This is a genomic window from Saccharopolyspora rhizosphaerae (assembly GCF_003931915.1).
Classification (GTDB): domain Bacteria; phylum Actinomycetota; class Actinomycetes; order Mycobacteriales; family Pseudonocardiaceae; genus Saccharopolyspora; species Saccharopolyspora rhizosphaerae.
This window is the reverse complement of sequence record NZ_RSAA01000014.1, coordinates 209,305-222,286: the sequence shown is the minus strand read 5'-3', so window position 1 is coordinate 222,286 and position 12,982 is coordinate 209,305. Positions and strand designations below refer to the sequence as shown.

The window sequence follows — 12,982 nt, the reverse complement described above, 5'->3', positions numbered from 1 at the left end:
CGCGGACACCCCGAACAGATACATCTCGATCGGGTGATGACGACGTCGAGCCCGCCCGGAGCGGTCCGGACGGGCTCGACGGAGAACTGCGTCAGTGCTGGTAGGTGGGGGTGAGGACCGCGCGGCCCACGGTGTGGAAGGCCAGGTTGAAGCTGACCACCGCGGGGGAGGCGGTCTCGTCCACGCCCAGCTTCTCGGTGTCCACCGCGTGCACCACGAAGTAGTAGCGGTGCGGCCGGTCGCCGGGCGGCGGAGCGGCACCGCCGAAGGCGCGCTCGCCCATGTCGTTGGCGACGTGGAAGGAACCGGACGGGATGTTCTGGCCGTTGCGGTTGCCCGCGTCGCGCGGCAGCTCGGTCACGTCGGCCGGCACGTCGACCAGGATCCAGTGCCAGAACCCACCCGGGATCGGGGCGTCCGGGTCGAAGCACGTGACCACGAAGCTCTTGGTCGTCTCCGGGAACCCGGACCAGCTCAGGTGCGGCGACACGTTCTGCCCGCCTGCGCCCATGCCGTCGTAGGCGTGGTCCTTCGGCATCGCCTCGCCGTGGTTCACGTCGTCCGAGGTGACGGTGAACTCGGGGGCCGGGGGCAGGAACGAGTACGGATCAGGATCGACCGGGCGCTCCAGAGTCATGCGAGCATCCTCCTTTTCCTGTGGCTAGGGGTGATCGTCGGCGATCACGGGGCCAGCCTAGGAGACCTCGCGCCGGTTCGGCGCGTCGGACCGATCGGCGTCGTTGCGTCTGATGCAACGAAGGGTGTGCGCTTTGCACCGACGTGTGGCTAAGCTGTCGCCCGACCCAGCGATGACGGGAGGACATGTGGCGCAGCCGGGCAACGAGGCCGAGGTGTTGTGCCTGGGCGAGACGATGTCGTTGGTCGCCCCGGCGGACCCGCTCCCGCTCGAACGGGCCCCTTCCTTCACCCTCTCCGCGGGTGGTGCCGAGTCCAACGTGGCCGTGCACCTGGCCTCGCTCGGTCACCGCGTGCGGTGGGCCAGCCGCGTCGGCGACGACCCGCTCGGACGGCGGCTGGTCGCCTCCATCGCGGACGCCGGCGTCGACACCGGGCTGGTCGAGGTGCGCACCGACGCCCCCACCGGCGTCTACTTCAAGGACCCCGGCCCCGAGGGAACCCGCGTGCACTACTACCGCGCGGGTTCGGCGGCCTCGACCATGGACCACGACTTCCTCGCCGACGAGGACGTCGACGCCGCGCGCGTCCTGCACATCAGCGGCATCACCCCGGCGGTGTCGGAGAGCTGTGACCGCCTCATCCGGCGGTTGCTGACCCGCCCTCGCCGCGCCCCGATCTCCTTCGACGTCAACCACCGGCCCGCCCTCTGGTCGGCCCGGCAGGCCGCTCCGGTGCTCGCCGAGCTCGCCCAGCTCGCCGACGTGGTGTTCGTCGGGCTCGACGAAGCCGCGACCCTGTGGGGCGTGAAGACCGCCGCCGACGTGCGGGAACTCCTCGACTCGCCGGTCACCGTCGTGGTCAAGGACGGGGCCGAGGCCGCCTACGCGCTGGGCGAGCGCACCACCGTCGTGCCCGCCCCCAGCGTCGAGGTCGTCGAGCCGGTCGGCGCCGGTGACGCCTTCGCCGCCGGGTTCCTCTCCGGCCTGCTGCGCGGCGAGGACGACGAGCGCTGCCTGCGCCGCGGGCACCTGCTGGCCGCGCACAGCCTCCGCAGCACCGAGGACCACAGCGCGGCACCCGACGCCGCGTCGGTGGACCGCTGGCTGGCGCTCGACGAACAGGGCTGGGGCGCACTGCGATTCGACGGGAGCGAGTGAGACGTGCACTTCTTGGACGAGCTGTTCGCCAAGCCGGTGATGGCGATCCTGCGCGGCATGGACCCGCAGCGGACCGTCGAACTCGCCGAGCGCGCCTGGGACCTGGGCATCGACGCCGTGGAAGTCCCGATCGAGACGCCGAAGGCCGAGCCGTCCCTGGAAGCGGCGGTGCGCGCCGGTGCCGAACGCGGCCGCCCGGTCGGCGCGGGCACGATCACCACGCCGGAGCAACTGCGCACGGCGCACCGGATCGGCGCCGCCTTCACCGTCGCGCCTGGTCTGGACGCCGACGTGGTGCGGCTCAGCGCCGACCTCGACCTACCGCACCTGCCCGGTGTGGCCACGCCCAGCGAGATCCAGCAGGCGCTGCGGCTCGGCCTGTCGTGGGTGAAGGCCTTCCCGGCAGCAGAGCTGGGCAGCAGCTGGTTCCGCGCGATCAAGGGCCCTTTCCCCGCGCTGCGCCTCGTGGCCACGGGCGGCATGAACGCTCGCAACGCGCCGGAGTTCTCGCAGGCGGGAGCCGACGTGGTCGCCGTCGGATCGGCGCTGGAGGATGACACCCAGTTGCCCGCCTTGGCGGACCTCGTCGAGGGCTGACCGCCATTCCCACCGATCCCCGTGCGACGGGGGTCCAGCAGGTCGTGAGAGAGGGAGAAGTCGTGAAGGTCCACGTTGGTCCGGAGGCGAACGCCGAGCTCGAGGCCGCCGTGGTGGCCGCCGGTGCTGAGCTGAGCTCCGCCGAGGAGGCGAACGCGCTGGTGTGGTTCGGCGCGGAGCCGAGCCGCTTCGCCGAGTACGACCGCCCGGGCCTGCAGTGGGTGCAGCTGCCGTCGGCGGGCATCGAGTCCTGGGTGGCCGCCGGAGTGCTGCGCGAGGACCTCACCTTCACCTCCGCCGCGGGGACGTTCGCGCAGACCGTCGCCGAGCACACGCTCGGGCTGGTGCTCACCGGGGCCCGGCAGCTGGCGACGATGGCCCGGGCCACCACCTGGCAGCGACCGGAGGGCATGCGCAGCCTCACCGGATCGACCGTCGGCATCATCGGCGCGGGCGGCATCGGCAAGGCGCTGATCGAGGTGCTGCGGCCCTTCGCCGTGCGGGTGCTGGCGGTGAACCGCTCCGGCAAGCCTGTGCTGGGCGCCGAGCGCACCTGGCCCGCCGAGGACACCGACGGTGTGCGCCAGGTGCTCGCGGAGTCGGACTTCGTGGTGGTCGCGGCTCCGGCGACGTCGGAGACCTCGAAGCTGATCGACGCCGAGGCGCTGCGCACGATGAAGTCCGACGCCTGGCTGATCAACATCGCGCGCGGTTCGCTGGTCGACACCGACGCCCTGGTCGAGGCGCTCGACGCCGGCCGCATCGGCGGGGCCGCGCTCGACGTGACCGACCCGGAACCGCTGCCCGACGGGCACCCGCTGTTCAGCCACCCGCGCGCGCTGATCTCCCCGCACACCGCCAACCCGCCGTCGCTGCAGATGCCCGCGCTCGCCCGTCGGGTGGAGGAGAACGTCCGCCGCCACATGGCCGGCCAGCCCCTCCTGGGCCTCGTCGACGTCGCAGCAGGCTACTGACAGACAGCGCCGTCGTTGCACGCCCGACGACTGCGTCAGGCAAGCGCCGGAGGCGCTTCCTCTTCACCCCACCTGAGCAACCGGCGCTGCCGGGGGTGCTGAGCGGTGTTGTGTCGAGCACGCCGTGACGCCGTGCACTGGCAGGCATCAGGAGCGGCGCGCGGAGTCCACAGCACGGTTCGGGTTCCCCCACCCGCACCGCTGGGCAAGATGAGCGGAGGAACTCCGAGGGAGATCTTTCTCGCGGAATCCGGTTGCCGTGTGGTGCCCTCCCGCTCGGCCGATAGGATGGCTGCGCCAGTACGGCGGTGACGTGGAGGAACCCGGTGTGAAGCCGGGGCGGTCGCGCCACTGTGACCGGGGAGCGGACCCCTGGCAGCCACGGCCCTCACGGGCTGGAAGGCGGGGACACCGCGAGGATCCGGGAGCCAGGAACTCCTGCCGCCGGGAACCCCGCCGGGGCGCGCACCCCGAGAGAGGATCACCGTGAGCGAGCCTGCCCGCGACGCCCGAGTTCTGCTGCTGTCCACTGCGGACACCGATCTGCTGGCCGCGCGTGCCGCCGAGGCCGACTACCGCGTGGCCAACCCCTCCCGAGTGGTCGCCGAGGACGTCCCGGCACTGCTGGAGGGCGTCGACGTCGTGGTCGTCAGGCTGCTGGGCGGCCGCCGCGCCTGGGAAGAAGGTCTGGACGCCGTGCTGGCCTCGGGCCTGCCGACGGTGGCGCTGGGCGGTGAGGCGACCCCGGACGCCGAGCTGATGTCGCTGTCGACCGTTCCTGCTGGTGTCTCCACCCAGGCCCTGGCCTACCTGGTCGAAGGCGGTCCGGAGAACCTCGCGCAGCTCGCGCACTTCCTGTCCGACACGGTGCTGCTGACCGGGACCGGGTTCACCGAGCCGCAGTCGATGCCGGAGTTCGGCCTGCACGGCGAGCGCGCGCACGACCCGTCGCGGCCGACCATCGGCGTCGTCTTCTACCGGGCGCACGCCCTGTCGGGCAACACCGCGTTCGTCGACACCCTCGCCGACCAGGTCGAAGCCGCCGGTGCGAACGTGCGGCCGGTCTTCTGCGGCTCGCTGCGCGGCCTGTCCGACGCCGCGGGTCTGCGCGAGCTGCTCGCCGGGTGCGACGCGCTCATCGCCACCGTGCTCGCCGCCGGCGGTGCGGTCGCCGCCGACGCCAGCGCGGGTGGTGACGAGGACTCCTGGGACGCCGGTGCGCTGGCCGAACTCGACATCCCGGTGCTGCAGGGCCTGTGCCTGACCACCAGTCGCGCGGTGTGGTCGGAGAGCGATGCCGCGCTGTCGCCGATGGACGCTGCGATGCAGGTCGCCGTGCCGGAGTTCGACGGCCGGCTGATCAGCGTGCCGTTCTCCTTCAAGGAGGAGGGGCCGGAGGGCATCCCGGTCTACGTCGCCGATGCCGAGCGGGCTGCGCGCGTGGCCTCCACCGCGGTGTCGCTGGCGAAGTTGCGGCACGTGGACAACTCCGCCAAGCGCCTGGGCGTGGTGCTCTCGTCGTACCCGACCAAGCACTCCCGCGTCGGCAACGCCGTCGGCCTGGACACCCCCGCTTCGGCGGTCGTGCTGCTGCGGGCTCTCGAGGAGGCCGGGTACGACCTCGGCGGCCTGGACGTGACCGGCCTGGACGGTGACACCCTGATCCACCGGCTCATCTCCGCCGGTGGGCACGACGTGGAGTGGCTGACCGAGGAGCAGATGGCCGAGGCGGCGATCCGCGTCCCGGCGACCCGCTACCGCGAGTGGTTCGACGCGCTGCCCGAAGAGCTGCGGGCGTCGATGACCGAGCACTGGGGAGCCCCGCCCGGGAGCCTCTACGTCGACGACGAGGGCCACCTCTACGTCGCCGCGCTGCGCTGCGGCAACGTGGTGCTGCTCATCCAGCCGCCGCGCGGTTTCGGCGAGAACCCGATCGCGATCTACCACGACCCGGACCTGCCGCCCTCGCACCAGTACCTGGCGGCGTACCGCTGGCTGGCCGAGGAGTTCGGCGCGCACGCGGTGATCCACCTGGGCAAGCACGGGACCTTGGAGTGGTTGCCGGGCAAGGGCCTGGGATTGGCCGCGGACTGCGCGCCGGACGCGGTGCTCGGTGACACGCCGCTGGTGTACCCGTTCATCGTCAACGACCCGGGCGAGGGCACGCAGGCCAAGCGGCGCGGCCACGCGACGGTGGTGGACCACATGATCCCGCCGATGGCGCGCGCCGACGCCTACGGCGACATCGCCAAGCTCGAGCAGCTGCTCGACGAGTACGCGCTGGTCACCGACCTCGACCCGGAGAAGAAACCGGCGCTGCGCAGCCAGATCTGGGAGCTGGTCACCCAGGCCGAGCTGCACCACGACCTGCACCAGGAGGACCAGCCGGACGCGGAGTCCTTCGACGACTTCGTGATGCACATCGACGGCTACCTGTGCGAGATCAAGGACGTGCAGATCCGCGACGGCCTGCACATCCTCGGCCGTGCGCCGCGCGACGAGGAGCTCGTCAACGACGTGCTGGCGATCCTGCGCGCCAAGCAGGTCTTCGGCGGCACGGTCGGCGCGCTGCCGGGTCTGCGCTCGGCGCTGTCCGACCACTTCGGACTCGACGAGCAGGCGCTGCTGGCCGAGCCCGGTGCCCGCGCGGACGTCCCGGGTGAGCTGACCGCGCTCGTCGAGGGCCCGTCGGCTTCGGCGTCGGACGCGGTGGACCTGCTGGAGTCGTTGGCGCGCAAGCTGGTCGAGGCGCTGGCCGACACCGGTTGGGACTCCGGCTCCGCTGAGCAGGTCGTCACCGACGCGATGGGTGCGCGCGTCGTGGAGCTCGTGCGGGTGCTGCGGTTCGCCTGCGACGAGCTGGTGCCGCGACTCGAGCGCACCACCGACGAGGTCACGAACGTGCTGCGCGCCCTCGACGGCGGTTTCGTGCAGGCCGGGCCGTCGGGTTCGCCGACCCGCGGGTTGATCTCGGTGCTGCCGACCGGCCGCAACTTCTACTCGGTCGACCCCAAGGCGATCCCGTCCCGCAACGCCTTCGACGTCGGCTCCGCGCTCGCGGATTCGCTGATCGCCCGGCACGTGGCCGACACCGGCGAGAACCCGCGCTCGGTCGGCCTGACCGTGTGGGGCACCTCGGCGATGCGCACCCAGGGCGACGACATCGCCGAAGTCCTCTGGCTGCTGGGGTGCCGCCCGAAGTGGGACGAGGCCTCCCGGCGCGTCACCGGTTTCGACGTCGTGCCGGTCGCCGAGCTGGGGCGGCCGCGCATCGACGTGGTGGTGCGCATCTCCGGCTTCTTCCGGGACGCCTTCCCGCACGTCGTGTCGCTGATCGACGACGCGGTGCAGACCGTCGCCAAGCTCGACGAACCCGACGAGGACAACTACGTCGCCGCGCACTACCGCGCCGACGTGGGTGAGCACGGTGACGACCGGCGGGCGTCGACCCGCATCTTCGGCTCCAAGCCCGGCGCGTACGGTGCCGGCCTGCTGCCGCTGATCGACGCGCGCAACTGGCGCAGCGACGCCGACCTCGCCGAGGTGTACGCGACCTGGGGCGGGTACGCCTACGGGCGCGGGCTGGACGGGCGCGAAGCGCGCGGCGACATGGAGACGGCGTTCAAGCGGATCCAGGTGGCGGCGAAGAACGTCGACACCCGCGAGCACGACATCGCCGACTCCGACGACTACTTCCAGTACCACGGCGGCATGGTCGCGATGGTGCGCTCGCTGTCCGGTGAGGACCCCGCCGCCTACGTGGGTGACTCGGCGGTCCCGCACGCGGTGAAGACGCGCACGCTCGGCGAGGAGACCAAGCGGGTCTTCCGCGCCCGGGTGGTCAACCCCAAGTGGATCTCGGCGATGCAGCGGCACGGCTACAAGGGCGCGTTCGAGCTCGCCGCCACCGTGGACTACCTGTTCGGGTTCGACGCCACCGCAGGGGTGGTGGACGACTGGATGTACACCAAGCTGGCCGAGTCCTACGTGTTCGACGAGCAGGTGCAGCAGTTCATGCGCGGTTCGAACCCGTGGGCGTTGCGCGGCATGACCGAACGGCTGCTCGAGGCCGCGGACCGGGGTCTCTGGGCCGAGCCCGACCAGCAGGTCCTCGACGACCTGCGGTCGGTGTACCTGGAGCTGGAAGGCCAGCTGGAGGACTGAAACCCACCCCGGGGCCGGGCGTGTCGGCCCCGGGGCGGACACCTCTCCGCACGTCTCTCCACTGTGGACTCAGATGGTGGGTCGACCGGGTGGAAAAGTCCTCAGATTTCCACTCGTTCGTGTTGCGCTCCTGGTTGAGCTGTATCTGACAAGGGGTTCGTTTCCTCTTACTCGTGGACACTTTGGACGAGCCGGAGCGGCGGTCGGACGGCCGCCCGGAGGCTCCGGGGGAGGAGACGAACCATGTTGGACAGGACATTCGGGGTGCGGGCAGCGGCAGGAACGCTTGCGGCGATGAGCCTGGTCGGGGGCCTGCTCGCCACCACTGCCCACGCCGGCCAGCAGGGAACGGCCGCTCCGCCGATCGTCGGGGGGCAGGCGGCCCGGATCGCCGACCACCCGTACGTCGTGCACCTGACCGACGGGCAGGGGAACCAGTTCTGCGGGGGCACGATCGGCGCAGCCAACAAGGTCATCACCGCCGCGCACTGCGTCGAGGGCGAGCAGCCCACGTCGGTGCGCGTGATCGCGGGCAGGGAGGACAAGTCCTCCACCGAGGGGGTCGAGGCCGGGGTCACCGGGATCTGGACGCACCCGAACTACCAGCACGCCAACACCGGGTCTGACGTGGCGGTGCTGACCCTCGACAAGGAGCTCTCGCAGGCCCCGCTGCCGGTCGCGACACCGGAGGACACCGCGGTCTACGAGCCAGGCCGGGTGGCCACCGTGCTCGGCTGGGGCGCGACCTCCGAGGGCGGCAGCTCCGCCGACGTCCTGCAGAAGGCCGAGGTCCCGTTGACCTCGGACGACGACTGCAAGCAGGCCTACAGCCAGTACGACCCGCAGGCGATGGTCTGCGCCGGGTACGCGGAAGGTGGCGTGGACGCCTGCCAGGGCGATTCCGGCGGTCCGCTGGTGGTCGACGGCAAGCTCGTCGGCATCGTCTCCACCGGGAACGGCTGCGCCCGGCCGGGCAACCCGGGGATCTACACCCGGACCTCCACCTACGCAGCCGACATCCAGGCCCAGCTCGCGGCCGGGCGCTGAGACAGCGCTGTGCTCCCGCTGCGTCCTCCACCGGGCGCGGCGGGAGCACGGACCGCCTGGTGCAAGCACTGGTACCACTCCACATGGCAATGACGTTGCGATCGTCAGACGAGAAGCCGAGGCCCTGCGGCGTCGTGCTGAGCTCGAACACCGTTCCACGCAGGACGTCGCCCGCCAGGCGGTGCGGGAGCACATCGAGGGGCACAGCAGGGCTGGTCTGATCGATCGGGTGCTCGACGAGGAACTCCCGCGGTGTGCGGAAGCGCGGGAGCGCCTCGGTCGATGATCCACCTCACCCTGGACGAGCCTCTCCACGTCGGTGAGCGAACTCCGGGAGGCGAGGTCGAGGTTCATGACCACGGCTGCTCGAGTCGGCTCTCGCCAAGTTGGAGGACGACGGCGTTCGGGGTGGAGACCCACCCGACGGTGGTGGAGAAGGGTGCGGCTCTGCTCCACTCCCTCGCTCGGACCCGTGGTCTTGTCGACGGGAACAAGCTCCTCGCTCTGGCCACGACCTCCACCTCCCTCGGTGTGAACGGAGTTCGCCTGACCTCCTCGAACACCGAGGCCTACGTCGTCGTCATGGCGGTGGCCGCAGGAGAGCTCGACGATGTTCCGAACAACGCCAAGCGACCCCAGGACGGGACCGGGCCGTGGTGATCCCCGTCGCTCCTGGACGGCGAACGGGTGGTGGCTCGAGGGGTCGGTCACGTAGAACGTGAGGGATGCGAAACATCTGGGTGCCGGCCGCGCTGCTGCTGATGGTGGCGGGGTGGGGCGCGAACCAGTTCTCGCCACTGCTGGGGGCTTACCGGGGTGAACTGGGGCTGAGCCCGTCGGCGGCCACGGGGCTGCTGGCCCTGTACGTCGTGGGGCTCGTGCCGGGATTGCTGTTCGGCGGTCCGCTGGCGGACCGACGCGGGCGCAAGCCCGTGGTCATCTGGGCGATCGTGCTCAACGCGGTCGCCACCGTGGCGCTGATGCTCGGCGCGCACGTCGTCCCGTGGCTGGCCGTCGGGCGACTGCTGGTCGGGCTGAGCACCGGTGCTGTCCTGGCGGCCGGGAGCGCCTGGGTGCGCGACCTGTCACACCCGCCGTTCGGGACGGCGACCGAGGACGGTGCCGGAGCGCGCCGGGCCGGAGTGCTGCTGGCAGCCGGGTTCAGCATCAGCGGCCTGGTCTCCGCGCTCGTGGCGACCTGGGGCCCGCTCCCGCTGGTGAGCGCCTACCTGCCGCACCTGGTGCTGTGCGCGGTGACGCTGCCGGCGGCGTTGCGCTGCCCGGAGACGCGCGCCGAGCCGGTCGCGGGGGCACCGCGCGGGCGCGGCGTCCGCGACCCCCGGTTCCTGCGGCGGGTGGTGCCGGTGGCGCCGTGGATCTTCTTGTGCCCCACGGTCGGCTTCGCGGTCCTCCCCGCGCAGGTCACCACCGCCGCCGACCAGGAGGTCCTCTACGCCGGGATCTCCACGCTGTGCGCTCCGGGGTTCGGGGCGGTCGTGCAGCCCTGGGCGCGCCGCCTCGCCCGACGCGGGGTGCGCGCGACGGCGGTGGTCGGTCTCGTGACCATCGCCGCCGGGCTCGTGCTGGCAGCTGTGGCGGCGTGGCAGGCCCAGCCGTGGCTGGGCCTCATCGCCGCGCTGACGTTGGGCACGGGGTACGGCTTCGTGTCGACCTACTGCCTGACGGTGGTCGGCCGCATCGCCGCGCCGTCGGAGCTCGCCGGCCTCACCGCGATCATGTGGGTGCTGGCCTACCTGGGCTTCTGCACGCCGTTCGTGGTCAGCTTGCTCTCGGGCGTGGTCGCGGTGCCCGTCGTGCTGCTGGTGCTGGCCGGGCTGGCGCTGCTGACCTTGTTGTCAGCTCGCGACGAGCCCGATGGAGATCGTCACGAAAGCCGTCGCGCTCAGCGCGTCCAGCGACTTCGAGACTCGGGGGTTCTGTAGCCGGTCGGCGATGCCGGCGGCGCAGAGCACGATCGTGACCTCCCAGATCGCCGCCAGCACCAGGAACACCACGCCCAGCGCGACCAGCTGCAGCGCGGGCTGGGTGGACTCGCCGACGAACTGGGGCAGGAAGGCGAGGGTGAACAGCAGCATCTTCGGGTTGGTCAGGTTGCTGAGCAGTCCGCGCAGGTAGGGGTTGACGTCCTCCGGCGGCGGCACGTCCAGCGAACCGGACTCGCGCTTGGTCAGCCAGTACCCCCGCACGATCGTCGCCGCGAGGTGGAGGAGGTAGGCCGCGCCGACCCACTTCAACGCCACCAGCACGCCCGGGGCGTTGGTGATCAGCGCGCCGAGCCCGGAGATGACCAGGGCGACCTGCAGCGCGCTGGCGGTGTGGATGCCGGCCAGCGCGAGCAGGCCCGCCTTGCGGCCGTGGTTGAGCGACGTGCGCAGCAGCAGGAAGACGTCCACTCCCGGTGTGATGATCACGACCGCGCTCGCCAGCAGGAAGGCGGGCACCGGCGTCGGGTCCAGGAGCACGGCGAATTCCTCTCTCCTCAGGGCAGCACGTGCTGCCGCGTCACTTGATCAGGTTCTTCTCGTCATCCGGTCAGGCGATATCGGCGGGCGGCCGAGGCGGAGGCGCCCCGGGCCAGCAGTGCCGCGGGATGGAGGTGCGATCGTCAACGTCGACGTGCGCAGAAGAATTTGTCCCCGCCAGTCAGTTTAGCGGGATGTTTTCCTGTAGGACTGTGAGTTGCACCTCGGGATGTTTCGGTGACCGGCTGAATACGGTGTGTCCGCCCCGCACCACGACCGCGAGAGCTGGAGGCACCGACTTGGGCCGCGACGCACAGGGATCCGCTGACAAGACCAGAGCGCTGCACGCGCTCGCCCTCGCCGGAGCGGTCGCGGCGCTGGCCGGCACGAGCCCGGCCGCGCACGCCGGACCGGCGATCACCGGCGACGAGCAGCCGCAGTCGCGGATCCTCGGCGGCACCGGTGCCACCACCGAAGACGCGCCCTGGGCCGTCGCGCTCACCGACCGCTACGGCAACCAGTACTGCGGCGGCACGCTCATCCGCGCCGGCGAGGTCATCACCGCCGCCCACTGCGCGCACGACCCGCTCACCGGCTCCGAACGCGCACCGGAGGACATCCACGTCATCGCCGGGCGCACCGACCTGCGCAGTTCGCAGGGCACCGAAGCCGAAGTCGCCGACGTCTGGGTGCACCCCGGCTACGAGGACTTCACCACCGGGAACGACCTCGCCGTGCTCAAGCTCACCGCGCCGCTGCCGCAGCCCCCGCTGCCCGTGGTCGCACCCGGGGACAACGCGCCGTACCGGCCGGGCGGCACCGCCCGCGTCTACGGCTGGGGTCGAACCAGCGAGAACGGCCCCGCCTCCGACACCCTGCGCTCCGTCGAGGTGCCGATCACCGACGACGAGAGCTGCCGCACGGCCTACCCGAACTACGACCCGCGCAGCATGTTCTGCGCCGGTTACCCCGAAGGCGGGCGCGACGCCTGCGCGGGTGACTCCGGCGGCCCGATCGTCGCCGACGGACGGCTCATCGGCGTGGTGTCCTACGGGACCGGCTGCGGACGCCCCGGCACGCCCGGCGTCTACACGAGGTTGTCCAACTACACGCCGTGAACATCAGCACGTGGTGTGCACAACTCCCGGTGCTCGCGGGTGCGGAATCGGGTGAAGTCCTGTGATATCCAGGTAAGGGTGACCCTTCAGCCGCTCGCGACAGCCGTGCAACGCGCCTACACCGCAGATCTGGACGCCTACGACTTCTACCGGATGCTGCGGCTGCGCGTCGATGTCTTCGTCGTCGAGCAGGAGTGCCCGTACCCCGAGCTCGACGGTCGCGACCTGGAGGACGCCACCCGCCACTTCTGGGTCGACTCCGCCGACGACTACGTGCTCGGGTACCTCCGGCTGCTGGAAGACCCCGACGGCACCTACCGCATCGGCCGCGTCTGCACCGCCAAGAGCGCCCGCGGCCTGGGCATCGCCCGCAAGCTGATGCGCGCTGCCGTCGCCGAGGTCCAGAACTCGCCCGCCGTGCTGTCCGCCCAGACCTACGCCAAGGACTTCTACGCGTCCTTCGGCTTCGTCGAGTCCGGGGACGAATACCTCGAAGACGGCATCCCGCACGTCGACATGCGGCGCGAGCCCCGCCGCGCGGGCGTCAGCGCCAAGCGCTGATGTGAGTTGCGGCGCCGGGCGGTTGGGCGCTTGATCGACGTCTGGGACGATGTCGGTGAATCCGTACGCAAGGGGTGTTGGCAGGAAGCCGGTGCGAGTCCGGCACGGTCGGCGCCACTGTGACCGAGGAGCGGACCTCCCGCGCGAGCCACCGGGGTGACCTGGGAAGGCCGGAGGGACGTGACGATCCGGGAGTCAGGACACTGCGGCCCCTTGTTCCCGACAGCGGGGCGTCCGCACCC

11 protein-coding genes and 2 riboswitches are annotated in these 12,982 nt (G+C 71.5%); of the genes, 9 read left to right on the top strand and 2 right to left on the bottom strand.

Features of this window, described 5'->3' with window-relative positions:
• Positions 1-91: 91 nt before the first annotated feature.
• Complete coding sequence (locus EIL87_RS14075; RefSeq protein WP_125090968.1) at positions 92-637, bottom strand: YbhB/YbcL family Raf kinase inhibitor-like protein; 546 nt, start codon at positions 635-637, stop codon at positions 92-94.
• 172 nt (positions 638-809) lie between these two features.
• Here EIL87_RS14075 and EIL87_RS14070 point away from each other — a divergent pair, with 172 nt between their 5' ends.
• The 7 genes from EIL87_RS14070 (at position 810) to EIL87_RS14040 (ending at position 10,521) form a co-directional block, all read left to right on the top strand.
• The gene (locus tag EIL87_RS14070; RefSeq protein ID WP_125090967.1) at positions 810-1,796 is read left to right on the top strand and encodes a sugar kinase; all 987 of its coding nucleotides are present in this window, start codon (positions 810-812) and stop codon (positions 1,794-1,796) included.
• Between the two features lie 3 nt (positions 1,797-1,799).
• Positions 1,800-2,393 (top strand): bifunctional 4-hydroxy-2-oxoglutarate aldolase/2-dehydro-3-deoxy-phosphogluconate aldolase, encoded by a 594-nt coding sequence (locus EIL87_RS14065; RefSeq protein ID WP_233576237.1) that lies wholly within the window; start codon positions 1,800-1,802, stop codon positions 2,391-2,393.
• A 62-nt stretch (positions 2,394-2,455) separates the two neighbouring features.
• The gene (locus tag EIL87_RS14060; protein WP_125090966.1) at positions 2,456-3,367 is read left to right on the top strand and encodes a D-isomer specific 2-hydroxyacid dehydrogenase family protein; all 912 of its coding nucleotides are present in this window, start codon (positions 2,456-2,458) and stop codon (positions 3,365-3,367) included.
• Between the two features lie 317 nt (positions 3,368-3,684).
• Positions 3,685-3,804: riboswitch (cobalamin riboswitch) on the top strand.
• Between the two features lie 49 nt (positions 3,805-3,853).
• Positions 3,854-7,531, top strand: coding sequence for a cobaltochelatase subunit CobN (cobN, locus tag EIL87_RS14055; RefSeq protein ID WP_125090965.1), 3,678 nt, complete (start codon positions 3,854-3,856; stop codon positions 7,529-7,531).
• A 243-nt stretch (positions 7,532-7,774) separates the two neighbouring features.
• Entirely contained in the window at positions 7,775-8,578 is an 804-nt protein-coding gene (locus EIL87_RS14050) for a S1 family peptidase (RefSeq protein ID WP_125090964.1), read from the top strand.
• 531 nt (positions 8,579-9,109) lie between these two features.
• Positions 9,110-9,238, top strand: a complete 129-nt coding sequence (locus EIL87_RS27715) for a hypothetical protein (RefSeq protein ID WP_267898848.1) — start codon at positions 9,110-9,112, stop codon at positions 9,236-9,238.
• Positions 9,239-9,303: 65 nt separating this feature from the next.
• On the top strand, positions 9,304-10,521 hold the full coding sequence (locus EIL87_RS14040) for an MFS transporter (RefSeq protein ID WP_233576236.1): 1,218 nt from the start codon (positions 9,304-9,306) through the stop codon (positions 10,519-10,521).
• Here EIL87_RS14040 and EIL87_RS14035 read toward each other — a convergent pair.
• On the bottom strand, positions 10,435-11,061 hold the full coding sequence (locus tag EIL87_RS14035; protein WP_125090963.1) for a LysE family translocator: 627 nt from the start codon (positions 11,059-11,061) through the stop codon (positions 10,435-10,437). The genes EIL87_RS14040 and EIL87_RS14035 overlap by 87 nt on opposite strands.
• Positions 11,062-11,360: 299 nt before the next feature.
• Here EIL87_RS14035 and EIL87_RS14030 point away from each other — a divergent pair, with 299 nt between their 5' ends.
• Positions 11,361-12,179 (top strand): S1 family peptidase, encoded by an 819-nt coding sequence (locus EIL87_RS14030; protein ID WP_233576235.1) that lies wholly within the window; start codon positions 11,361-11,363, stop codon positions 12,177-12,179.
• 78 nt (positions 12,180-12,257) lie between these two features.
• Entirely contained in the window at positions 12,258-12,740 is a 483-nt protein-coding gene (locus EIL87_RS14025; RefSeq protein ID WP_125090961.1) for a GNAT family N-acetyltransferase, read from the top strand.
• Positions 12,741-12,795: 55 nt separating this feature from the next.
• Positions 12,796-12,968: riboswitch (cobalamin riboswitch) on the top strand.
• Positions 12,969-12,982 lie beyond the last annotated feature (14 nt).